We start from the raw sequence: 21,544 nt of genomic DNA, 5'->3' as shown, positions 1-21,544 counted from the left end.
TATCCAATACTGGATCCAAAATACGTTGAGGAGGCTCCCGATGGCATCGTCCGTCCACCCGTTCGAGCTCTTCGCGATCGACGGCCTGCTGTCCGCCGAGGAGCTGGAGATCCAGCGGACCGTCCGCACCATGGGCGAACGCGAGCTGCGCCCGCACGTCGCGGACTGGTTCGAGGAGGGAAAGATCCCGGCGCGGGACCTGGCCAGACGGCTCGGCGAGCTCGGCGTGCTGGGCATGCACCTGGAGGGTTACGGCTGCGCGGGCACCAACGCCGTCTCGTACGGGCTGGCCTGCCTCGAACTGGAGGCCGTCGACTCCGGCCTGCGCAGCCTGGTGTCGGTGCAGGGCTCCCTCGCCATGTACGCGATCTGGAAGTACGGGTCGGAGGAGCAGAAGCAGCAGTGGCTCCCCGGGATGGCCGCCGGCGACACGATCGGCTGCTTCGGGCTGACCGAGCCGGACGCGGGCTCCGACCCCGGCTCGATGCGGACGACCGCCAAGCGCCAGGGCACCGACTGGGTGCTCAGCGGCACCAAGATGTGGATCACCAACGGCTCGGTGGCGGACGTGGCGGTCGTCTGGGCGCGGACCGACGAGGGCGTGCGCGGCTTCCTGGTGCCCACGGACGCGCCGGGCTTCTCCGCTCCGGAGATCAAGAAGAAGCTGTCCCTGCGCGCCAGCGTGACCAGCGAGCTCGTGCTCGACGGCGTCCGGCTGCCGGCCCACGCGATGTTGCCCGAGGCACGCGGGCTGTCCGGCCCGCTCGGCTGCCTCAACGAGGCGCGCTTCGGCATCATCTTCGGCGCGCTCGGCGCGGCTCGCGACTGCCTGGAGACCGCGCTCTCGTACGCCGCCGAACGGGAGGTCTTCGCCCGTTCGCTCGCCTCGTACCAGCTCACCCAGCAGAAGCTGGCCGACATGGCGCTGGAGCTGGGCAAGGGCATGCTGCTCGCGCTCCACCTGGGACGGCTCAAGGACACCGGCGAGCTTCCACCCGAACGGGTCAGCCTGGGCAAGCTCAACAACGTGCGAGAGGCCCTCGACATCGCCCGCCAGTGCCGCACGATCCTGGGAGCCAACGGGATCACGCTCGAATATCCCGTCCTCCGGCACGCCAACAACCTGGAATCGGTGCTCACGTACGAGGGCACCAGCGAGGTGCACACGCTGGTCATCGGCCGTGCGCTGACAGGCGAGGGCGCCTTCCGCTGACAGGCGAGCCTGCCCTCGGCTGACGAGTGAGGCCGCCTTCCCGCTGACGAGGAAGCCCCGCCGTGCCATCGCGGATGGCAGGGCGGGGTCCCTCTCCCTGATCGCCGGTCGATCTATCGTCGGCTGGTCTATCGCCGGTAGGTCTATCGCCGGTAAGTCAGGCCGTAGCCGAACGGGAACAGCGGAGCCTTGCCGTCACCCCGGTTGATGGGCTGCTGGTCGGCGCTCTTCATCCAGGTGACCGGAAGCTTGCCGGTCGGGCGCGTGACGCCGAAGAGCACGTCGGCGACGCCGCGTCCCTCGGTGCCCGGCAACCAGGCCTCCAGCAGCGCGTTCCACTTCGGCAGCTCGGCGGCGATGTCCAGCGGCCGTCCCGACACCAGGACCACGATGACCGGCACACCGGACGCCCGCAGCTTGGCGATGGCCGCCAGATCCGCCTCGTCGAGCCCCATCGCGCCGGACCGGTCGCCCATGAACTCCGCGTACGGGAGCTCGCCGACGACCGCGATCGCCGCCTTGTAGGAACGGTCGATGCCGTCGCCTTCCTTGTCGTAGGTGACCGTCGTGTTCCGTCCGGCGTTCTGGCGGAGACCTTGCAGGATCGTGGTCCCCGGCGTGATGGCGCCGGGCGAGCCCTGCCACGTGACGGTCCAGCCGCCGGTCTGGATGCCGATGTCGTCGGCGCTCTTGCCCGCCACGAAGATCTTGTTGTTGTTCCGCTTGAGCGGCAGCACACCGCGCTCGTTCTTGAGCAGCACCTGCGACCTGGCCGCCGCGTGCCGTGCGAGCGCGCGGTGCTCGGCGCTGCCGACCGTGGCGAGGTAGCGCCGATCGGCGAACGGCCGCTCGAACAACCCGAGCTCGAACTTCTTGGTGAGGATGCGCCGGTTGGCGTCGTCGATGCGGGCCATCGGGACCCGTCCCGCCTGCACCTCGGCGCGCAGCGTCTCGATGAACAGCTTCCAGTCGTTCGGCACCATGATCATGTCGAGGCCAGCGTTGACGGCCGTGGTGACCTCGGCCGGGGTGAACCCGGGCTGCCCGTCGATCTGGTCGATGCCGTTCCAGTCGGAGATCACGAACCCGGAGAAGCCGAGCTCCCGCTTGAGCACGTCGGTGACGAGGTACCGGTGCCCGTGCAGCTTGACGCCGTTCCACGAGTTGAACGAGATCATCACCGAGCCCACACCGCGGCGCACCGCGGCCCGGAACGGCGGCAGGTGGATCCGCCGCAGCTCGGCCTCGGAGATCTGCGTGTCGCCCTGGTCGACGCCCCCGGTCGTCCCGCCGTCACCCACGTAGTGCTTGGCGGTCGCCAGGATGGAAGCGGGTCCGTCCAGCCGCCGCCCCTGGAACCCGTCCACGATCGTCGACATCGCCGACGGCAGCTCGGGCACCTCGCCGAACGACTCGTACGTGCGTCCCCACCGGTCGTTGCGCGCCACGCACAAACAAGGCGCGAACGTCCAGTCGGGCCCCGTCCCGGTGACCTCCTCGGCGGTGGCCCGCCCGACCTTCCGGACCAGCCCCGGATCGCGCGTCGCGCCGAGCCCGATGTTGTGCGGGAAGATCGTCGCACCGACCACGTTGTTGTGCCCGTGCACGGCGTCCACGCCGTAGATCAGCGGCACCTTCAACGGCGTCGCGAGCGCCTGCCGCTGGAAGCCGTCGGTCATGTCGGCCCATGCCGCCGGGGTGTTGGGCGTCGGCGTGGACCCGCCGCCCGACAGGACAGAGCCGATCCGGTACCGGGTGATGTCGTCCCCGGTGATGGCCCCCCGTTCGGGCTGTGTCATCTGGCCGATCTTCTCGTCCAGGCTCATCCGCTTGAGCAGCGCTTCGACTCGTTCCCGCACAGGCTTCTTCGTGTCCAGGTAGGTGGCCGCACTCGCCGGGGGAACCCCCGCAACGGCACCACCGCCCAGCAAGAACGTCGTCATCAGGCCTACCGCAAGGATCCGGGGTGGTCTGCGGTGCATCGTCGCCTCCGCTTGGAGTTCGGGAACCGGAATACGTTGCCCCACTCAACAAATGGACCGTAAGTCGATCCCCGCAACCGTGCAAGAACGCACCCCACCGGCCTCCCTGGCCGCATCCGGACACACCCACCCTCTCAAACGCGTAACCTATGGGTTACGCTTTTGGTCATGGATGAGGTGGTGAACGCGATCGCCGATCCCGTGCGCCGGGAGATCCTGGCCCTGCTCCGTGAACGGCCCCGGACGGTCAGCGACATCGCGTCGCGGTTCACGATCAGCCGTCCCGCGATCAGCCGCCACCTCCGGGTGCTCCGGGAAAGCGGCCTCGTCCACGACGAACTCGTCGGCAGGCAGCGCCTGTACACCCTCGACACGGCACCCCTCACAGGCCTCGCCGAGTGGATCACTTTCCTGCGCTCCCCCGCGGGCTGGCAGCACCGCCTGGACGCGCTGGAGACCGAGGTCCGGCGCACTTCCCGGGAGCGCTCCACCACACCCGACTCGACGGCACCCAAGGAGAACACCGCATGAAACCCACCGCCCGGCTACTGCGCACCACTGACGGCAGCGACCTCGTGTTCACCCGGACGTTCAAGGCGCCCATCGACGACGTGTGGGCCAGCGTCACCGAGCCCCAGCGAACCGCCCGATGGTTCGGCCCTTGGGAAGGTGACGCCGGGCCAGGCCGCACCGTCAAGGTCCGGATGGCATTCGAGGAAGGAGAGCCATGGAGCGACCTTTACATCGACGCCTGCGAGCCACCCGAACGCCTGCTGGTCACCGCCGACGACGAAGCGGGGCACTGGCGCCTGGAACTCCTGCTGACCGAGCAGAACGGCGTCACCGAATTGACGCTGATCCACCATCTCACCACCGAAGAAGGAATCGGCGAGACAGGGCCCGGCTGGGAGTACTACCTGGACATGCTCGTGTCTTCTCGTGAAGGCACTCCGCAACCAAACTTCGACGACTATTACCCCGCCCAAAAGGCGTACTTCGAGCAACTCACATAGGGCGATCGCCCGGTATCGAACCGGAACCTCCAGGACCACAACCTGGCGTGCAGACCACCACACCACGAACGCCGCGTCTCCAACAGTGTCTCCGGCAGGATTTGAACCTGCGACCTTCGGGTCCGCAACCCGACGCGCTCTCCACTGCGCCACGGAGACATACCGGATGCAGGAATTGAACCTACCTAATGTGGTTTATGAAGCCACCGGAAGCACCAGCTTCCATATCCGGCGCGGAGGGTGTGAGAATCGAACTCACGCAGGGGTGACCCTGACGACGGCTTAGCAAGCCGCTGCCTTACCGCTCGGCCAACCCTCCGGGAAAAGAAAAACCGCCCGTGTGGACACGGGCGGTAGGCACACCAGAACGTCACGTTCGGCGGCTACTCCCGAGCCCAGAGAGACGACTATGCATTCGCATTGCGAGCTCCTCTCCGGTCGGGGCCTTTGCTGCCTTCGACGTTCACTCTGCCAAAACGGTTCCCTATTGGCAACACATTTAGGAGGCCGCGCCGCGGGAGGAACTGCGGCGCGGCCCTTTCGATCTACTTCAGGGACCAGAGCTGGTACTGCGACCAGGGCGCGGAACTGCCCTTGCAGTCCCAGGCTTCCCAGCCCTCGTTGCGGACGCCGGCCTCGCCGGCCTCGCGACAGCTCTCGTACCAGTAGAACCGGGCGCCGGTGTCGCGCCACTTGCCGCGCTGCTCTGCCGCGGCGGCGGGCACCAGGCAGGCCATGAACGCCAGCGCGGCACTGCTGACGCCGAGCACGGCCAGGTGGGTGGGTGACCTCATCGCATCGCCTCACTTCTGGGGGAAGGCTACGGTACGCGACAGATTCTTACGCTCAGTAGCCAATGGCCGGCCCAGCAGACGCCCACGTTTAGGTAGATCTAAGCCGCCTAGGCTGCCGGGCCGTCGCGGAGTACGCCGCGGACCTCGTCGGCGGTCAGCTCGTCCGGGTCGAACTCGGTCAGCCACCAGGTGGCACCGGCCTTGGCGTAAGGCGCCGGATCTGTGCCGGGTGGGAGGGCGATGGCGATGTCGTAGGGCATGGCTGGATCCGGGCGGAGGGTGTTGATGGTGGTGACGACTTCGGCAACTTGGTCGGGGTGGTCGAGGTTGATGGGGAAGAACCCGTCGTAGAGGGCGGCCCGGCGTAGCGGTTTGGTGTGTTGGGGGAATCCCGCGGCCCAGACCGGCACGCCGGGACGTTGGACTGGCCGGGGCAGGAACTGGATGCCGTCGATGGTGTTGTGCTGGCCGTGGTGATGCACGGGTTCACCGGACCAGGCGGCGGTGAGGATCTCCAGCGCCTCGTCAAGCATCTGGCCCCGCTTCCGGTCGTCGAGTTGCTCGCCGGTCTTGGACAGTTCGCCGGCGAAGCGGTCACTGCCGAGTCCGACACCCAGGGTGAGACGGCCGTTGCTGAGCACGTCCAGGGTCGCGGTTTCTCTGGCGACCTTGGCGGGCCGGCGGCGGGCAAGGGGCGTGACCATCGGGCCGAACCGCAGGTGTTCGGTGGCCCCGGCGATCGCCGCCATCGTGATCCAGGGGTCGGCCACCTGCTGGACGGGGGTTCGCCAGAGCACGTGGTCCCACAGGAATACGCCGTGCCATCCCGCCTCCTCGGCCTCGGCGGCCAGGCGGGCGACCGTTCGAGGGTCGGCGAGTTCGTCGAACAGCGGCACCCAGAGAGCCGAACGCAGGGGCGTCATGGGCGTCGACCTGTGGAGCGGAGTGCAACGTAGTTGGTCATGACGCTCACGCTAGGGCGGCGGAGGCGACAAGAAAAGCGATAGTTTTTGCTTGATTCGATCGCAAAAAGCGATTGCTAAGCTTCGCCGCGTCGCCGCTTAGGCGGGGTTGGTCACGGCAAGGGCTTGGGTGGCTATTTCCAGTTCTTCGTTTGTGGGGATCACCAGCACTGTTACGTCGGCGTCGGGTGCTGAGATGACTCGTTCGGCGCGAGATGGGGATTCGTTGCGGGCGGGGTCGAGCTTGATGCCCAGGCGGTCGAGGTTGGCGAGGGCTCGGGAGCGGATGCGGGGGTCGTTCTCCCCTACGCCTGCGGTGAAGACGATGGCGTCGACATTGCCTAGCACGGCGTAGTACGCGCCGACGTACTTGCGGATGCGGTGGCAGTAGATGTCCAGGGCCTCCGCGGCTTGGGCGTCGCCGGCGCCGGCTCGGCGCCAGACCTCGCGGAGGTCACCCGCGCCGGCCAGGCCGACCATGCCGCTGTGCTTGTTGAGAGCGGCGTCGATCTCCAGGAGGCTCAGGCCGGCGACGCGGGACAGGTAGGCCGGGAGGGCAGGGTCGACGTCGCCTGAACGGGAGCCCATGACGAGGCCTTCCAGGGGCGTGAGACCCATGGACGTGTCGACGGAGCGGCCTTCGGAGACGGCGGTCGCGCTGGCGCCGTTGCCCAGGTGCAGGACGATGATGTCGGGGAACGGCTTCTCAAGGAGTGCGGCGGCGCGACGGTAGACGTAGGCGCAGGACGTTCCGTGGAAGCCATAACGGCGTACGCCCATGTCAGCCCAGGAGCGGGGGACGGCATAGGTGTAGGCGTGAGGCGGCAGCGTCTGGTGGAAGGCGGTGTCGAAGACCGCCACATGCGGAAGCTGGGGGAACGCGCCACGGGCCACGCGGATGCCTTCAAGGTTGGCGGGGTTGTGGAGCGGGGCGAGGGGCGTGAGTTCGTCGATGGCCTTTTCGACCGCGTCGTCGATCAGGACGGGGTCGCTGAAGCGGTCGCCACCGTGGACGACGCGGTGGCCTATGGCGACGACGTCGGTCAGGGACGGGCCGTGATCCTCGAAGGCCTTGAGGATGGCGCGCAGGCCTGTTTCGTGGTCGGGGTAATGATCCTCGTTCTCGTACGAGTTGTGGGTGAGGGTGCCGGTCTCCTCACCGATGCGTTCCAGCAGGCCGGACGCGAGGGTGTTCGTGCCGTCGAGCAGCTGGTACTTGATCGAGGACGAGCCGCAGTTGAGGACCAGGACGTTCACGGCAGCTCTCCCTGGATCGCGGTGATGGCCACCGTGTTGACGATGTCCTGCACGGTGGCGCCGCGGGAGAGATCGTTGACGGGCTTGCGCAGGCCCTGCAGGACCGGCCCGACGGCGACGGCCCCGGCGCTGCGCTGGACGGCCTTGTAGAGGTTGTTGCCCGTGTTGAGGTCGGGAACGATGAAGACGGTGGCACGGCCCGCGACCGGGTTGCCGGGGAGCTTGGTGCGGGCGACGCCGGGATCGATCGCCGCGTCGTACTGGATCGGGCCCTCGATCAGCAGGTCGGGGCGGCGTTCGCGGACGAGGGCGGTGGCCGCGCGGACCTTGTCGACGTCGCCGCCGTGGCCGGAGTCGCCGGTGGAGTACGACAACATCGCCACCCGGGGCTCCACGCCGAACCGGGCGGCGGTCGCGGCGGCGGAGACCGCGATGGCGGCGAGCTGTTCGGCGCCGGGCTCGGGGTTGATCGCGCAGTCGCCGTAGACGAGCACCCGGTCGGGCAGGCACATGAAGAAGACGCTGGACACGAGCTCGGTGCCGGGCTCGGTCTTGATGATCTCGAACGCGGGCCGGATCGTGTGAGCGGTGGTGTGCGCGGCGCCCGAAACCATCCCGTCGGCAAGGCCGAGATGCACCATCAGCGTCCCAAAGTAGGACAAATCAGTAACCGTGTCGCGGGCCAGGTCCAGGTTGACACCCTTGTGCGCGCGGACGCGGGCGTACTCCTCGGCGAAGCGTTCGCGCAACGCCGGGTCGAACGGGCTCACCACACGGGCGCTGCCGACGTCCAGCCCGAGCATCGCGGCGCGGCGTTCGATCTCGGCGGCGTCTCCCAGCAAAGTCAGCTCCGCGACGCCGCGGCGCAGCAGAAGGTCGGCGGCGCGCAGAATGCGTTCGTCCTCACCTTCCGGCAGAACGATGTGACGCCGGGCGGCACGGGCACGTTCGAGCAGGTCGTACTCGAACATCAGCGGCGTGACCGCGGTCTTGCTCACCTGCAGCCGGTCGAGCAGCGCGTCGCCGTCCACGTGCTCGTCGAACAGCCCGAGCGCCGTCTCGATCTTCCCGTCCGCCTCCGGGGTGAACCTGCCCTCGACCTTGGACAGGTCGGTTGCGGTCTCGAACGTGTCCTCCTCGGTGATCACCACCGGGAGCCGGGCCGACATGCCGTCCAGCAGCTGGGCGACCGGCTCGGGGAGCTCCATCCCGCCGCTCATCACGATCCCGGACAGCGAGGGGAACGTGGGGGCGGTGTGCGCGCCCAGCAGCCCGGGCAGCAACCCGGCGGCGCGATCGGACGGGATGATGATCACGGCGCCCTCACTCAGGCGGGTGAGGATGTTGGGCAGCGACATCGCGCCGACCAGGATGGCGCCGACCTCGCGGCCGAGCAGCCGTTCCTCGCCGAGCAGCAACTGCCCGTCGCATGCCTCCATCAGATCGTGCACGGTCGGCGCCGACAGCCGGGGCACCTCCGGCAGCGCGAACAGCATTTGCTCAGGTCGCGCCACCGCCGGAACGTCAGCGGCATCAACACGAGTGACGACGGTAGCCAGCTCAGTGGCGTGCTCGGCCTTGATCTCGGTCAGCGCAAGCTCGACGGCGACGCCGTTCTCCGCCGGGGTGCGGCCGCGCCCGTTCACCACAAGAAGGAGCGGAGCGCCAAGATGAGCGGCGAGCTTGGCGTTGAACCCGAACTCCGTCGGCGCCCCCACATCGGTGTAGTCAGTGCCAACAATGACCACCGCGTCGACCTGGTCGGCGAGGCCCCGATAACGAGCGACGATGTCCGCCGTGGCCCTCCGCGCGTCGGCGTGCACGTCCTCGTACGTCACACCCGTGGCGGTGTGGACCAGCCGGAAACGCGACCGCAGCGTCTCCACCAGATGATCCGGGCGCCCAGCCCGCACAACAGGCCGGAAGACGCCGACCCGCCCGACCCGGCGCGAGAGCAGTTCGGTCATGCCCACCGCGATCGCGGCCTTCTTGGTGGCGGCGTCACTGGCCGCGATGTACACCGCGTGCGTCACTTGATCGATCGTACGGGACGCGTCCGGACCGGCCCCGCGCGCCACCGCCTGGAACTAGCCAACGGCGTCCCGCAAGGCGCGCAGGGCGTGATAGACGCGGACCTTGACCTCGTCCACCGAAAGCCCCAACAACGCCGCGGCCTCGTTCACCGAGCGCTCACGGAACACCGTCTCCGTGAGGATCTCTCGGTGGACAGGGGCAAGTGACCGGTACGCCCGCGCGACAACCGCAGGGCGGAGACCCGCGGTCGCCACCCTGGGGACGTACGTCTGCGGGACGGTCTCGTCGACTGCGCTCTTGCCGTATCGGAGTGCCACGCGAATGAATCTCGCACCGTAACGGCCCCACCGGTATTCCCTTAGGCCCCGCTTAAGGAAGGGCTCAGGAGACTTTAGGTGCCAGCGAACAATGCGAGGTTGCTCAGAGTTCGGCGCGGGCGAGCTCGGCGGCGTTGAGGAACGCGGCGCGAAGCTCGTCGGCTCGGTCGCGGGAGGGACGGTCGGAGATGCTGGCCAGATTTACCTGGCTCAGCGTTCCGGCCACCCTGTCGGCAAGCTGAACGTAGGGCTCGTAGTGTTCCGGCACCTCGTCCTTCGCCCCGGCTGGCGCTGCTAGAGGCGTCACTGGCGGCGCTGTGTGCTCCGACAGGTCGGGCAGATCCCGGCGTGGCTCGGCCAGTGTCAGCAACGTGTCGAACCGGGCGGCCGCCGCGTCCCGGGGTGTCAGCGGCTCTGCCGTAGGCGCGAACAGCGCGCGCAACGTCGCGGGCACGCTTGTGTGGTCGCGGGTCTCCGCGTTGACCGAGCCTGGCGGAACGTACGGGGAGACGACCACGGCCGGGACGCGGCCACCGGTCACCGTGAAGTCGAACGCGGCGCTCTTACGGTGGAGGAGGAAACGGAGGATCCCGGTCAGCGCGTTCGGGTCACGCCCCGGGTCGGCCATGCCCTGCGCGGCGGGAACGTGGTCGTAGAAACCGCCGTTCTCGTCGTACGTGATCAGCAGGACGGTCTTGTCGAAGACCTCACGATGCGCGCGCAGCACCTCGTACACGTGGGCGAGGAGCGACTCGGCCCGCGCGAAGTCGCCGGTCCCGTCGTTTGTGAAGGCGTCGTACTCGTCATCGGCGACCAGGGCGTTGCCCGGATGCTGGCTGTTGCTCGGGTGCCCGGCCGCCAGCCGCACGGGAGGCCGGTGGTTGGGTTCGATGAAGGAGTACGCGGGCAACGTCCCGTTCTCCACATGCCGCGCGAACTCCTCCATCGCGTACCAGTTGGCCAGGCGCCGCGGCTCGGTCCACAGGTTCACGAACACCATCACCTGTGGGATGTCGTCGAAGTAGACGTGCCAGTCCGCTCCGGCCCGCTCCAGCACCTCGAAGATCGTCGTGTTGGTGTAGAAGCGCGGCTGGATCTCGGTGTCGCCGTCGGACGTCGCGGCGTGCAGGAAGTTGCGGTTGGGCCAGGTCTCGCCGGGGACCGAGCAGAACCACCTGCTGAACGTGCCGAACTGCGTGGCCAGCGTGCCCAGCACCGGCACATGCTCCGGAGGCTGGCACCGCATGATGAGCGGCCCCCGGCCCTTGATCTTTTCCACAGCGCGTCCCCGCCTGAGGCGCCCGGCGAGGTTGACGACCGGCCCTAGCAGGCCACCCCAGGCGCCGGGCGGCCTCCCGCGGCCCCTCCTCTCGTACGACCGCACGAATCCGGCGTTGCCCTTAAGCTGCTCCAACATCGCCTGGTGCGAATGGTCCGGATCGATGGGCAGCACCCGCTTCGCGTCAGCCGTCGCCGGGACCGTCTCCCCGCGTTTGGTGCCCGGGTTGACGTACGGCCCGCCCTCCAGCAGCCCGTCGAACGCGGGGTCAGGGTGAACGACGAATCCGAGCATGTGGTCGAACGAGCGGTTCTCCAGAGCCAGGACGACGACGTGCTCGATGTCGGCAGCCATGGTCACTCCCTGCGACTGGGGATGCCCTCAACGTTAGGCCGCCGCGCGCCCGGCCGGATGCCCCTCCCCTGGCCACATGTGGGCGACCGGCCACCTCAGGTGATGGCCTCGGCGAAGGCACGAAGGAGCGCGGTCTCCTCGTCCTTGCGCCAGACGAGGCCGAGGGAGGAGTCCGGGATGCCGGTCACCGGGACGTAGGTGATGTCGGTGCGGGCCTGGGTACGGACAGTCGGCGCACAGAAGATCATGGCGCCCGCTCCAGCGGCGATCAGGGTCAGCGCCTCCTGCAGCGTTGAGACTTGGGGGCCTCGCGGGACGGGCGTCCCGTCCGGGGTCCTGGTCGGGGCGGTGAGCTCACGCCAGTAGGCCGGGGCGGGGCCGCGGAGGTCAAGGAGCCGGCACTCGGCGAGTTCCTCGGCGTCCATGGAAGATCGGCCCGCGAAGGGATGGCGGGCCGAGACGGCGAGGGTCTGGGGTTCTTTGGAGAACGGTGGGCCGCTGGTGAGATCGGGCTCGATGACGGGGAGCATGACGATCGCGACGTCGAGCTCACCGCGGCGGAGGGCGCCGAAGGGGTCGGACAGCGGGATCTCGGCGAGCTGGATCTCGCAGTCCGGGTGCTCCGTCTGGAAGGCACCGATCATGCCGGTCACGCGTTCGTGCGTGGTGCCGGAAAGGAATCCGACGCGGAGCGTGCCCTCGACGCCGCGGGCGGCGGCGTGGGCTCCCTCGACCGCGCCGCGCAGGGCGTCGTAGGCGGGGCGCAGGTCGCCCAGAAGCCGTTCGCCGAGCGGGGTCAAGCGAACGCGGCGGCTGGTGCGTTCGAACAGACGAGCTCCGATCCGGCGTTCCAGGGACCGGATGAGCTGGCTGGCCCGGCCCTGGCTGACGTAAAGGCGCTCGGCGGTGCGGCCGAAGTGCAGCTCCTCGCTGAGGATCAGGAAACACTCCAGCTCTCGCAGGTCGAGCACGGTCCCCCCTGAGATCGATAAGCCTGGTTAATCCAAGGATGGGGACTTCGTCATTGTTCCCGGTCAGGTCTGATCAAAGACTTGACTCATGTCTCTTCGTTCCTGGTCCGCCGTCGGCGCCGTCGCCCTCGGCACGTTCTCGATCGTCACCACCGAGATGCTCCCGGTGGGACTGCTCACCCCGATGGGCGCGGAGATGGGGGTGTCCGGCGGCGCCGCAGGTCTGACGATGTCGCTACCTGGGCTCGTCGCGGCCGCCGCTGCCCCGGCGGTGGCCCTCTGCACGGGCCGGCTCGACCGGCGGCTTGTGTTGTGCGCGTTGATGGCATTGCTGGCTGCGGCGAATCTGCTGTCGGCGGCGGCGCCCGGGTTCGGGGTGCTGCTGGCCGCCCGGATTCTGGTCGGGCTGAGCATCGGCGGGTTCTGGGCGATCGCGGCCGGACTGGCCGTACGCCTCGTACCGGAACGCTCGGTCGGCACGGCCACCTCGACGATCTTCAGCGGGGTGGCGGTCGCCTCGGTGCTCGGCGTGCCCGCCGGGGCTTTCGCCGGGGAACTGGCGGGCTGGCGGAGCGCGTTCGCGGCGATGGGCATCCTGGCGCTCGTGGTGCTGGCCGGACTGGCCCTGCTGCTGCCACCGCTGCCACCGAACGCGCCGTTCCGGGTGACCGAAGTGCCCCGGCTGCTACGCGACGACCGGGCCCGAACCGGACTGGCGGTGACGTTGCTGCTGGTCACCGGGCATTTCGCCGCCTACACCTATGTGCGGCCCGCGCTGGAGCAGATCTCGGGCATCGACGCCGGGCTGATCGGCGGGCTGCTGCTGGCGTACGGGATCGCCGGCGTCATCGGCAACTTCGCGGCGGGGGTGGCGGCCGCCCGGAGACCGCGCCGGACCCTGTTCCTGATCGCCGCGCTGCTCGGGACGGTGGTCCTGCTGGTTCCGGTCGCCGGGACGGTGCCGCCGGGCGCGATCGTGCTGCTGGTGGTGTGGGGGCTCGCCTACGGCGGAGTCTCGGTCACCACGCAGACCTGGCTCCTCAAGTCGGGGACGGCCTCACCGGAAGCGGCGTCGGCGGTGTTCGTGTCCGCGTTCAACGTGGCCATCGCTCTGGGCGCGCTGACCGGCGGCCGGATCGCCGACATCACCCTGCCCGGCGTCATGTGGTTCGGCGGCGGTCTCGCGCTCCTGGCCGCCGCCTCCGTGCGTGTCACCGGACGGTGTCGACCACCACGGTGAAATGGGTGACGGTGTCGTCGAAACCGGTGAGCGCCGCGCGGGCCGCCGGTTCGACCACCGCCGTGTCCACGTCCGGCCCGGCGAAGGCACAGATCGCCGCCATCGACTCCCAGAGCGTGACGACCTCGATCTCGACCGACCCTTCGTTGTCCCGTTCCATCAGATAAGCGCCGCGATGGCCGGGGACGCGCCGCAGGCTCGGCACGACCGACCCCTCGAAGTGGCTCCGGTAGGCGTCCGCGCCCTTCTCCGTTGCGATGGCACCCCAGATTCTCGCGATCATTACGGCTCCTCTCGTCAGCCTCGACGATTCCACCACGGCGGCTTGCCCCGGAATCGCCGGACCGGAGATCGTGTTGTCCGCAGCGGGACGACGTGGGACGACGCGGAGAGGCGAGACACGATGGCGGCATTCAAGATCAGGTATGTGGGCGGGCCGACCGCGCTCCTCGAGCTCGGCGGGCTGCGGTTCGTGGTCGACCCGACGTTCGACGAGCCCGGCGAGTACCCGATCGGTGACCGCGCCCTGGTCAAGACCGCCGGGCCGGCGTTCGGCCCTGCCGAGATCGGAACAGTGGACGCGGTGCTGCTGTCGCACGACCAGCACCCCGACAACCTGGACACCCAGGGCCGCGCCTACCTGATGTCCGCCCCGCTCGTGCTCTCCACCGCCTCAGCGCGCGAACGCATCGGCGACCCCGTCCGCACGCTGCCCAACTGGGACGAGGTGGAGCTGCCCCGCCCGGACGGCAGAACGCTGCGCGTCATCGGCGTCCCGGCGCAGCATGGCCCTGACGGCACCGAGCAGTGGACCGGCGAGGTCACCGGGTTCGTCCTGGCCGGGGAAGGCCTTCCGACCGTCTATGTGAGCGGCGACAACGCCTCGCTGGACGTCGTCCAGCGCATCGCGGACCGGATCGGCGAGATCGCCGTCGCCGTGCTCTTCGCGGGTGGCGCGCAGACCCCGCTGCTCGGCGACGCCTTCCTCACCCTGCCGAGCGAGGGCGCCGCCGAGGCCGCGAAGATCCTCGGCGCCCGCCATGTCGTGCCGCTGCACTTCGAGCAGTGGGAGCACTTCAGCCAGGGCGCCGACACCCTGGTGACGGCCTTCCAGCAGGCCGGGCTGACCGGCCTCCTCCACCTGCCCAAGCCGGGTGAACAGATCGAATTGTGAGGCGGGAGCGATGAGTTTCGCCCGTGCGGCTGGTCTAACGGCGTATGACTGTCGACATTCCTGAGATCAAGGAACGCTCCGAGCAGCCGTACGTGGCCGTCAAACGGTGGATCACCTGGGCGGAGTTCCCGGTGATCGCCGACCGCCTGCCAGAGATCATCGGCTGGCTCGCCGCTCGCGGGATCCAGCCGGCCGGCGCCCCGTTCTTCCGGTACGTCACGATCGGCGGCGAGCAGGACGGCGAGGTGGAGGCGGGTGTGCCCGTCGCGGCGCCGGTAGAGGGCGAGGGTGACGTCTACGCCGGCGTCCTGCCTGCGGGGCGGTACGCGTCCGTGACCCATGTCGGCCATCCCGACCAGCTCGTCGGCGTCACCACCGACCTGCTCGGCTGGGCGGCCAAGGAGGGCCTCACCTGGGACATGTCCGAGGACGACGAGGGCGAGCACTGGGCCTGCCGCCTGGAGCTCTACCACTCCAACCCGGCCGAGCAGCCGGACATGGGCAAGTGGGAGACCGAGCTGGCCTTCAAACTCGCCGACTGAGGCCGGCTGAAGGTGACTGAAGCCGGCTGAAAATTCGCTCGCTTCCCAGGAAGTCATGCGCGACGCTGAGCGCAGTCACCCGGGGGAGACGAACACGTGGAACGACATGAATACGCAGGTCAGGACGCGGTAGGCCTGCGCCGGCTGATCCAGTCGGGCGACGTGAGCGCGGACGAGGTCGAGGCGGCGGCGCGGCGCGCGATCGAGCTGGTCAACGCCGACCTCAACGCGCTGACGCTGCCGCTCTTCGAGCCCGCGCTCACTCACGACCCCGCCGGGCCGTTGGCGGGCGTGCCGTTCCTGATCAAGGACAGCCAGCCGTTCGCGCGGGGCGTCCCGTTCGCCATCGGCAGCCGGGCCATCCGCAGCGCCGCCGCCTGGGTCGACCACGAGCTCATGTCCAGGTTCCGCGCCGCCGGGCTCGTCACGGTCGGGCAGACGACGACGCCGGAAATGGCGCTCAGCTTCGCGACCGAGTCCGTGCGGTACGGGCCGACGCGCAACCCGTGGGCCCTGGAGCGCGGCGTCGGCGGGTCGAGCGGCGGGGCAGCCGCGCTCGTCGCGGCCGGGGCGGTGCCGCTCGCGCACGCCAACGACGGCGCCGGATCGATCCGCGTTCCGGCGGCGGCCTGCGGGCTCGTCGGGCTCAAGCCGAGCCGCGGCCGCATCCCCTGCGGGCCGCTGATCGGCGAGGCCGCGTTCGGGCACTCCGCCGAGTTCGCCGTCACACGGACCGTTCGCGACGCCGCGTACCTGCTCGACGTCATAGGCGCGCCTCCCGTGGGCGAGAAGTACGCGGCGCCACCCCCGTCCCGTCCGTACGCCGACGAGCTGAGTGCCAATCACGGCCGCCTGCGCGTCGCGATCACCACTGCCGCGTGGTCAGGCGTGGCCGTCGATCCGCAGGTCGCGGCCGTCGCGCTGAACGCGGGCAAGGTGCTGGACTGGCTCGGGCACACGGTGACCGAGGCGAGCCCCGCCGTCGATCCCGATCTGCTCGTCGAGGCGATGATGCTCGGCTTCATCGCGGCCGGCGCCGCGCTGCTGAGGGCACCCAGGAGACTCGACCCGGCCTTGCTGGAGGCCGTCACGCGCCGGGTGATCGCCGAGACCGAGTCGTTCACGGCCCTCGACATGATGGCCGCGATCGACGCCCAGCACCAGGTGACCCGGCCCGTCGGCCTGTTCTTCGAGGACCACGACCTGCTGGTGACGCCGACGCTGGGACAGCTCCCGGCGCTGCACGGCACGCTCGACTACAACGATCCCAAGTATTCGGCGCGCTCCTGGTTGCGGCACATCTTCGAGTACGGGCCGTTCACCGCGCCGTTCAACGTCTCCGGCAACCCCGCGATCAGCCTGCCGCTCGGGCAGAGCCGCGAGGGCCTGCCGATCGGCGTGCAGCTGGTCGCTGCCCAGGGCAGAGAAGATCTGCTCCTGCGGGTCGCCGCGCAGCTAGAGCAGGCCGTGCCCTGGCACGACCGGAAGCCCGCCATCTACGCCGACGCCCGCTGAGAAGCTGCTTCCAACTCCACCCCCAGGGGACGCTGGAGCCGGGCTTCCTCCTGGAGCGAGGCTTCCTCCCGGAGCCAGGCTTCCTCCTGGAGGTAGCCGCTGGCCGAGCGGAGCCAGGAGATGAAGGATCTGGTCGAGAACGCGTCGGGCATAAGTCCCGCCAGTGGCCCTTGCCTGCTGGGAAGCTCCCTGCCCGCCATCCTGGCGACCCTACGTACGATCTTGGTCCTGGCGCGCTCATAGCCGCGCAGGTCGTCGGCGGACCGGCTCAGCGCCCAGGCGTCCTCCAGCGCCTGCCCGCTGCCCATCGCCATCGCCGGCGACATCGTGTGGGCCGCGTCGCCCATGAGCGTGGTCGGGCCCCGACCCCAGGTCGCCGGCACGCGATGGCCGTAGTGCGGATGGAACAGAGCGGAATGGGCGTGGTCGAGCACCGTGGGGAACGGTTCTGGCCAATGCCCGAACCGTTCCCGCAGCCGATCCAGCGCGCCGGGCGTGTCCCCCCAGAACGAGCTGCCCGGCTTGGCGCGCAGGTCGAACCACCACAGCGCCTTTCCGTGCCCGGCCGGGGCCACGCTGCCGAACGCGCGCCCGTTGGAGATCATCATGGAGCGGCCGGTGTCGGTGAACTCGGTGGGCAGCGTGGTGAACGCCTGCCAGGTGACCCATCCGTTGAGCTTGCTCGGGCTCTCACCCCACAGCGCCTGCCTGACGACGGAGTTACGGCCGTCGGCGCCGATGAGCAGGTCGCCGCGCGCAGTGCTCCCGTCAGTGAAGGTGATTTCCGCCCGGTCGGGGTCGACCGCTTGGATCCGGTGGCCGTAGTGGACAGGTATGCCCTCGGCGAGGCGCTCGACGAGCTCGCGCCTGGCGATGTGCATGGCGTGCAGTCCGCCGAACTGGCGCTCGACCACGTTCAGATCAATGGTGCCGAGCTTGCGGCCACGCACCGACCAGGTCTCGAGCGTCTCCAGGCGGCGGCCCGCGCCGTCCATGTCGACGTCGAACTCGCGCAGGATGCCGGCCGCCGAGGGCCAGAGTGTGATGGATCCGCCCTCGGTGCGCAGTTCCGGTGCGGCCTCGTACACCTCGACGTCATGACCTGCCGCAGTCAGCCCGCGTGCCGCGGCCAGCCCGGCGACACCGCCGCCGACAATGAGTACCTTCATGTTCAGTCCCCTAATTTGAGACTCACAGTTTCTGATACTCGGAGTATCACAATGAAGGCACGCGGACGCAAGCCCGATCCCACCATCGATGCGCGCATCAAGGAGGCCGCGGTGACGTTGCTGGTGACCAAGGGGATGGCGTTCACCATGGACGAGGCGGCCGCCGCCGCCGGTGTCAGCAGGGCCAGCGTCTTCCGCCGCTACACCACCAAACGCGACATGCTGCTCGACGCGCTCGCCCTCGCCTTGGACGCCCAGGTGCCCGAGACCCCCGACACCGGCTCACTCGAAGGCGACCTGATGGTGATCGTCACCCAGACCCTCGCCGGCGTGCAGTCACCCCAGTTCGCGAAGATGACCGGCGAGATCTTCGGCGAGGCGGGCAGGGACCCGGGTGTTGCCGAGGTCATCCGCACCAGCATGCGCGACAAGAGGAAACGCGACTGGGCGATCTACGATCGCGCCATCGCGAGGGGCGAACTGTCCCCCGACGCCGACCTGTGGCTGCTGTCGGACATGGTCGTCGGCCTGGTCGTCTACCGCGTCCTCATCGGCCTGCCGATGCCCGACCCGGCCCAGATGGTCAAAGCACTCATCCACGGCTTCACGCAGTGACCACGTGACGATCTCACAGTGATCCGTGCGATCAGGACGCGACGGGGAGCAGGCCGCGCTCGCCGAAGACCTTCTTGGCGACGAGGGTGGCGTTGACCGCACGCGGCATGCCGCAGTAGACGGCCGAGTGCAGCAGCGCCTCGGAGATCTCCACCGGCGTGAGGCCGACGTTGAGCGCCGCGTTGATGTGCACGTCCAGCTCGATCTCGCAACCGCCGAGCGCGGTGAGCATGCCGAGGGTGACCAGTTGCCGGTCGCGGGGCGGCAGCTCCGCCCGGGAGTACATGTCACCGAAGGCCCACGCCACCACCTGGTGCCCCAGCTCCGGCGAGACGTCGGCGAGGTTTTCCACGACCCGCTGCCCACCCTCGCCGTCCACTGCGGCCAGGACCTTCATGCCGTCTTCATAGCGCTGTTCGCGGTTGCTCATTGGTTTCTCCTTGTACGGGAACGTCTCAAGCCTCACTCATTGCCACGGTTTCTCTGTCCTTCAGGCATGAATAGCTATGCTTGTCATGCTTGGGAGGTATAGATGGAGCTCCGTCTGCTCGGGTATGTGGTCGCGATCGCCGAGGAGGGGACGATCAGCGGCGCCGCCCGGCGGCTGCATCTGACCCAGCCGACCCTGAGCCGCCAGCTGCGTGAGCTGGAGCGGCGTCTGGACGTCGACCTGTTCGCTCGCAAGGGCCGTGGTCTCGTGCCGACCGTGGCGGGGCAGGCCCTGGTGCGCCGCGCCACCACGGTGCTGGCCGAGGCCGAGGCGGCGCTCGACGATGTACGCCTCGCGGCGCGGGGGATGACCGGCCGCCTCACCATCACGTTCGCCGGATCGGGCATCAACGGGCCGCTCTGCCAGACGCTCGGCCGGGCTCGCACCGAGCTGGCCGGCGTGGATCTGCGGCTGGAGGAGAGCTTCAGCGACGCCGACATGTCCCAGGGCGTCCTGGATGGTCGCTACGACCTCGCCGTCCAGCGGCTCCCGATGCGTGACGCCCGGCTGGCCACCCGCGTGTGGTGGCGGGAGCCGCTCACCCTGTTCCTGCCCGCCGGGCATGCGCTCGCCCGTACCGGTGAGCCCGCCCCGCTCACCGCCCTCGGCGAGATTCCGCTGGTGTTGTGGCCGCGCGAGGTGTCCGCCCGGTCGTACGACGAGATCATCGCGCTCTGCCATCACGCCGGAGTCGTGCCACGCATCGGAGCGGAAGGCCACAGCGCGCAGACGCTCCTCGCGCTCGTGGCCGCCGGTTTCGGCGGAGCCGTGATCGCCGACTCGCACCGTGCGCTGCGCCGCGTGGGGGTGGCCGCCCGCGCCCTGGAGGGGACTGCCACGACGCAGCATCTGGTCTGGCGCGCCGAGGAGCCCAGCCCGCTCGTTGAACGCTTCCGTGCCATCGCCGGGCTCGCCTGACCTCCCGCCGGGCTCGCCTGACCTCCCGCCTGACCCTCCTGCCAAGCCCGCATGAGCCTCACCGGCGACCCCGCACGTGGCCGGCGCCGCCGCGATCCTCAAGCAGCGGCATCCCACCTGGAAGGGGCCCCAGCTCAAGGCCGCTCTCATCGGCTCGGCCAAGGACGTCGGCGCGAATTCGTTCCAGGTCGGCTCGGGCAGGGTGCAGGTCGACAAGGCCATCGAGCAGACGGTGACCGCCTACCCACCCAGCCTGAGCTTCGGCAAGGTGGCGGCTGATCAGGGCCAGCAGGTCAGCAAGACGATCACCTACGCCAACACCGGGACCGACCCGGTGACGCTCAACCTGGCCGCAGCCGTCAACCGACCGGACGGCAAGCCGCTGCCCGCCGACTCGGCCAAGCTGTCCACGTCGAGCCTGACCATCGCCGCCGGTCAGACGGGCCAGGCCACCCTCGCGCTCACGACCTCGGCCGGCGCTCGCGGCTTCTACACCGGCGCCGTCACTGCGACGGCCGGAGCACAGGTGGTCCGTACGGCCGTGGGCCTGGAACAGACCGGCCCGCTGCGCAAGGTCACGTTCCAGACGTTCGACCGCGACGGCACTCCCCTCGACGGCGACCAACGCACCCTGACCGTCGGCTCCAACGACGACCCGACCCAGGGCTGGACCGAATACCGGCTCACAGGCGGCGGAACGCTGGAGCTCCCCGCTGGGTCCTACACGTTCGTCCTCGCGGGCTCCGCGACCGACGCCAACGACCGCAACGGCATCCAACCCGAGTCGATGCTGGCCGTCCAACCCTCAGGTGGAGGTCAGGGACGACACCACCGTCACGTTCGACGTACGGCAGATGCGGCCGATCAACGTCACAACACCGGTGACCGGCTACGACGCGGCCGCAATGGTCAACTGGGTCCGCGCGCCGTGCCGATGCAGGACGGGGCGGCGGTCTTCTACAACCCCACCAAGGTCTACGTGCTGCCAACCCCGCAGCCGGTGACCGACGGCACGTTCACCACGGGCTTCATGGGCCAGCGCATAGCGCCGCAGGTCGTCATCGAGGCGGGTCAAACCCGCGTGGAAGCCCGCTACCTGGCGCACGACCGTGAACGGACCTCCCAACTCAACCCCAAGCTGGAGATGTTCGCGGCGGGCAGCAGCGACGTCACGATGGTGTACGCGGGCGACGGCAGCGCCGCGGAGCTGGCCAAGGTGCCGGTACGGGGCAACGTGGTCCTGATCCAGCGTGACACCTACGACTACGCGGAGGGCCAGGCCCTCGCGGAACAGCTCGCCGACGCCGGCGCCAAGGGCGCCATCGTGTTCGAGTCGCGGGACGGCTACGAAACGGGTCTCGAGGTGCTGTACGGCGGCGAGAAGGCTGTGGTCGCCGGAGTCACCAGGGCCGATGGTCTCCGCCTCCAGCAGGCGATCGGCACCCAGCCCACCCAGGTGAAGCTGACCAGCCGGCCCCGTTCTGGCTGGGTCTACAACCCGGCCAAGTACTGGAGGGGGCAAGTCCCCGCAGACCCGAGCATCACCATGACGCCGGCCAACATGGCGGTGGTCGAATCGAACTACCCCGCCGTCGAGGACAAGCTCTACCTCACGGCCAACTCGGCCTGGCCGCACGACCACGTCCAGGACGTCTTCACCGCCTCCCTCTCCGGTCAAGCGGCTGGAGGTCTTCCCAGTGGACAG

At 69.2% G+C, this 21,544-nt stretch carries 20 protein-coding genes, 4 tRNA genes and 1 pseudogene; 10 read left to right on the top strand and 15 right to left on the bottom strand.

The window, feature by feature from the left end; translation table 11 throughout:
- Positions 1-40 precede the first annotated feature (40 nt).
- Entirely contained in the window at positions 41-1,213 is a 1,173-nt protein-coding gene (locus ACH34W_RS51095) for an acyl-CoA dehydrogenase family protein (protein WP_395968544.1), read from the top strand.
- A gap of 143 nt (positions 1,214-1,356) precedes the next feature.
- On the opposite strand, the gene ACH34W_RS51090 is transcribed toward ACH34W_RS51095, so the two are convergent.
- Positions 1,357-3,156 (bottom strand): glycoside hydrolase family 3 protein, encoded by a 1,800-nt coding sequence (locus ACH34W_RS51090; protein ID WP_395968543.1) that lies wholly within the window; start codon positions 3,154-3,156, stop codon positions 1,357-1,359.
- 207 nt (positions 3,157-3,363) lie between these two features.
- Here ACH34W_RS51090 and ACH34W_RS51085 point away from each other — a divergent pair, with 207 nt between their 5' ends.
- Complete coding sequence (locus ACH34W_RS51085; RefSeq protein WP_395968542.1) at positions 3,364-3,726, top strand: metalloregulator ArsR/SmtB family transcription factor; 363 nt, start codon at positions 3,364-3,366, stop codon at positions 3,724-3,726.
- Complete coding sequence (locus tag ACH34W_RS51080; RefSeq protein ID WP_395968541.1) at positions 3,723-4,208, top strand: SRPBCC family protein; 486 nt, start codon at positions 3,723-3,725, stop codon at positions 4,206-4,208. Before ACH34W_RS51085 ends, ACH34W_RS51080 begins: the two co-directional genes overlap by 4 nt.
- On the opposite strand, the gene ACH34W_RS51075 is transcribed toward ACH34W_RS51080, so the two are convergent.
- The 11 genes from ACH34W_RS51075 to ACH34W_RS51025 form a co-directional block, all read right to left on the bottom strand.
- Positions 4,208-4,281 (bottom strand) — tRNA-His (locus tag ACH34W_RS51075). The genes ACH34W_RS51080 and ACH34W_RS51075 overlap by 1 nt on opposite strands.
- Before the next feature lie 13 nt (positions 4,282-4,294).
- Positions 4,295-4,367 (bottom strand) — tRNA-Arg (locus ACH34W_RS51070).
- Position 4,368: 1 nt separating this feature from the next.
- Positions 4,369-4,441 (bottom strand) — tRNA-Met (locus ACH34W_RS51065).
- 1 nt (position 4,442) lies between these two features.
- Positions 4,443-4,527 (bottom strand) — tRNA-Ser (locus tag ACH34W_RS51060).
- Between the two features lie 226 nt (positions 4,528-4,753).
- Positions 4,754-5,002, bottom strand: coding sequence for a hypothetical protein (locus ACH34W_RS51055; RefSeq protein ID WP_395968540.1), 249 nt, complete (start codon positions 5,000-5,002; stop codon positions 4,754-4,756).
- 107 nt (positions 5,003-5,109) lie between these two features.
- Positions 5,110-5,925, bottom strand: a complete 816-nt coding sequence (locus tag ACH34W_RS51050) for an LLM class flavin-dependent oxidoreductase (protein ID WP_395968539.1) — start codon at positions 5,923-5,925, stop codon at positions 5,110-5,112.
- A gap of 138 nt (positions 5,926-6,063) precedes the next feature.
- Positions 6,064-7,221 carry an acetate/propionate family kinase gene (locus ACH34W_RS51045; protein WP_395968538.1) on the bottom strand — a complete coding sequence of 386 codons (1,158 nt, stop codon included), beginning with the start codon at positions 7,219-7,221 and terminating at the stop codon, positions 6,064-6,066.
- Positions 7,218-9,254: a phosphate acetyltransferase gene (gene pta, locus ACH34W_RS51040; protein WP_395968537.1), complete on the bottom strand. Its 2,037-nt coding sequence runs from the start codon at positions 9,252-9,254 to the stop codon at positions 7,218-7,220. Before pta ends, ACH34W_RS51045 begins: the two co-directional genes overlap by 4 nt.
- A gap of 54 nt (positions 9,255-9,308) precedes the next feature.
- Complete coding sequence (locus ACH34W_RS51035) at positions 9,309-9,572, bottom strand: sigma factor-like helix-turn-helix DNA-binding protein (RefSeq protein ID WP_395968536.1); 264 nt, start codon at positions 9,570-9,572, stop codon at positions 9,309-9,311.
- Positions 9,573-9,675: 103 nt separating this feature from the next.
- Positions 9,676-11,205 carry an alkaline phosphatase family protein gene (locus ACH34W_RS51030; protein ID WP_395968535.1) on the bottom strand — a complete coding sequence of 510 codons (1,530 nt, stop codon included), beginning with the start codon at positions 11,203-11,205 and terminating at the stop codon, positions 9,676-9,678.
- A 95-nt stretch (positions 11,206-11,300) separates the two neighbouring features.
- Positions 11,301-12,176: a LysR family transcriptional regulator gene (locus ACH34W_RS51025; protein ID WP_395968534.1), complete on the bottom strand. Its 876-nt coding sequence runs from the start codon at positions 12,174-12,176 to the stop codon at positions 11,301-11,303.
- 88 nt (positions 12,177-12,264) lie between these two features.
- On the opposite strand from ACH34W_RS51025, the gene ACH34W_RS51020 reads away from it, so the two are divergent.
- Positions 12,265-13,416 carry an MFS transporter gene (locus tag ACH34W_RS51020; RefSeq protein ID WP_395968533.1) on the top strand — a complete coding sequence of 384 codons (1,152 nt, stop codon included), beginning with the start codon at positions 12,265-12,267 and terminating at the stop codon, positions 13,414-13,416.
- Here ACH34W_RS51020 and ACH34W_RS51015 read toward each other — a convergent pair.
- Positions 13,388-13,699, bottom strand: coding sequence for an antibiotic biosynthesis monooxygenase (locus ACH34W_RS51015; protein ID WP_395968532.1), 312 nt, complete (start codon positions 13,697-13,699; stop codon positions 13,388-13,390). The two genes, ACH34W_RS51020 and ACH34W_RS51015, sit on opposite strands and share 29 nt — an antisense overlap.
- 120 nt (positions 13,700-13,819) lie before the next feature.
- Between ACH34W_RS51015 and ACH34W_RS51010 the strand changes: the two genes are divergently transcribed.
- The 3 genes from ACH34W_RS51010 to ACH34W_RS51000 all read left to right on the top strand — a co-directional run bounded on the left by ACH34W_RS51010 (position 13,820) and on the right by ACH34W_RS51000 (position 16,647).
- Positions 13,820-14,590: an MBL fold metallo-hydrolase gene (locus ACH34W_RS51010; RefSeq protein ID WP_395968531.1), complete on the top strand. Its 771-nt coding sequence runs from the start codon at positions 13,820-13,822 to the stop codon at positions 14,588-14,590.
- 44 nt (positions 14,591-14,634) lie between these two features.
- A complete protein-coding gene (locus ACH34W_RS51005) occupies positions 14,635-15,132 on the top strand; it encodes a GyrI-like domain-containing protein (protein ID WP_395968530.1) in 498 nt (165 codons plus the stop codon).
- A gap of 96 nt (positions 15,133-15,228) precedes the next feature.
- On the top strand, positions 15,229-16,647 hold the full coding sequence (locus ACH34W_RS51000) for an amidase (protein WP_395968529.1): 1,419 nt from the start codon (positions 15,229-15,231) through the stop codon (positions 16,645-16,647).
- On the opposite strand, the gene ACH34W_RS50995 is transcribed toward ACH34W_RS51000, so the two are convergent.
- Complete coding sequence (locus tag ACH34W_RS50995) at positions 16,629-17,816, bottom strand: FAD-dependent oxidoreductase (RefSeq protein WP_395968528.1); 1,188 nt, start codon at positions 17,814-17,816, stop codon at positions 16,629-16,631. The two genes, ACH34W_RS51000 and ACH34W_RS50995, sit on opposite strands and share 19 nt — an antisense overlap.
- 51 nt (positions 17,817-17,867) lie before the next feature.
- Here ACH34W_RS50995 and ACH34W_RS50990 point away from each other — a divergent pair, with 51 nt between their 5' ends.
- Complete coding sequence (locus tag ACH34W_RS50990) at positions 17,868-18,431, top strand: TetR/AcrR family transcriptional regulator C-terminal ligand-binding domain-containing protein (protein ID WP_395968527.1); 564 nt, start codon at positions 17,868-17,870, stop codon at positions 18,429-18,431.
- A gap of 31 nt (positions 18,432-18,462) precedes the next feature.
- Here ACH34W_RS50990 and ACH34W_RS50985 read toward each other — a convergent pair whose 3' ends face one another.
- Positions 18,463-18,861 (bottom strand): carboxymuconolactone decarboxylase family protein, encoded by a 399-nt coding sequence (locus ACH34W_RS50985; RefSeq protein ID WP_395968526.1) that lies wholly within the window; start codon positions 18,859-18,861, stop codon positions 18,463-18,465.
- Positions 18,862-18,963: 102 nt separating this feature from the next.
- On the opposite strand from ACH34W_RS50985, the gene ACH34W_RS50980 reads away from it, so the two are divergent.
- Positions 18,964-19,839 (top strand): LysR family transcriptional regulator, encoded by an 876-nt coding sequence (locus ACH34W_RS50980; RefSeq protein WP_395968525.1) that lies wholly within the window; start codon positions 18,964-18,966, stop codon positions 19,837-19,839.
- Between the two features lie 70 nt (positions 19,840-19,909).
- Positions 19,910-21,253, top strand: a pseudogene (locus ACH34W_RS50975) (PA domain-containing protein); the annotation flags it as partial.
- Between the last annotated feature and the right edge of the window lie 291 nt (positions 21,254-21,544).

It is taken from the genome of Actinomadura sp. 6N118, assembly GCF_044326415.1.
Lineage (GTDB): Bacteria > Actinomycetota > Actinomycetes > Streptosporangiales > Streptosporangiaceae > Spirillospora.
The sequence above is the reverse complement of the archived record's forward strand: the minus strand, read 5'-3'. Positions and strand labels throughout refer to the sequence as shown.

What these genes read in the sequence shown, in the direction of transcription:
- ACH34W_RS51095 (WP_395968544.1), top strand. Translation starts at nt 41, where the DNA reads ATGGCATCGTCCGTCCACCCGTTCGAGCTCTTCGCGATCGACGGCCTG.
- ACH34W_RS51090 (WP_395968543.1), bottom strand. Translation starts at nt 3,156, where the DNA reads ATGACGACGTTCTTGCTGGGCGGTGGTGCCGTTGCGGGGGTTCCCCCG.
- ACH34W_RS51085 (WP_395968542.1), top strand. Translation starts at nt 3,364, where the DNA reads ATGGATGAGGTGGTGAACGCGATCGCCGATCCCGTGCGCCGGGAGATC.
- ACH34W_RS51080 (WP_395968541.1), top strand. Translation starts at nt 3,723, where the DNA reads ATGAAACCCACCGCCCGGCTACTGCGCACCACTGACGGCAGCGACCTC.
- ACH34W_RS51055 (WP_395968540.1), bottom strand. Translation starts at nt 5,002, where the DNA reads ATGAGGTCACCCACCCACCTGGCCGTGCTCGGCGTCAGCAGTGCCGCG.
- ACH34W_RS51050 (WP_395968539.1), bottom strand. Translation starts at nt 5,925, where the DNA reads ATGACGCCCCTGCGTTCGGCTCTCTGGGTGCCGCTGTTCGACGAACTC.
- ACH34W_RS51030 (WP_395968535.1), bottom strand. Translation starts at nt 11,205, where the DNA reads ATGGCTGCCGACATCGAGCACGTCGTCGTCCTGGCTCTGGAGAACCGC.
- ACH34W_RS51020 (WP_395968533.1), top strand. Translation starts at nt 12,265, where the DNA reads ATGTCTCTTCGTTCCTGGTCCGCCGTCGGCGCCGTCGCCCTCGGCACG.
- ACH34W_RS51015 (WP_395968532.1), bottom strand. Translation starts at nt 13,699, where the DNA reads ATGATCGCGAGAATCTGGGGTGCCATCGCAACGGAGAAGGGCGCGGAC.
- ACH34W_RS51010 (WP_395968531.1), top strand. Translation starts at nt 13,820, where the DNA reads ATGGCGGCATTCAAGATCAGGTATGTGGGCGGGCCGACCGCGCTCCTC.
- ACH34W_RS51005 (WP_395968530.1), top strand. Translation starts at nt 14,635, where the DNA reads ATGACTGTCGACATTCCTGAGATCAAGGAACGCTCCGAGCAGCCGTAC.
- ACH34W_RS50995 (WP_395968528.1), bottom strand. Translation starts at nt 17,816, where the DNA reads ATGAAGGTACTCATTGTCGGCGGCGGTGTCGCCGGGCTGGCCGCGGCA.
- ACH34W_RS50990 (WP_395968527.1), top strand. Translation starts at nt 17,868, where the DNA reads ATGAAGGCACGCGGACGCAAGCCCGATCCCACCATCGATGCGCGCATC.
- ACH34W_RS50985 (WP_395968526.1), bottom strand. Translation starts at nt 18,861, where the DNA reads ATGAGCAACCGCGAACAGCGCTATGAAGACGGCATGAAGGTCCTGGCC.
- ACH34W_RS50980 (WP_395968525.1), top strand. Translation starts at nt 18,964, where the DNA reads ATGGAGCTCCGTCTGCTCGGGTATGTGGTCGCGATCGCCGAGGAGGGG.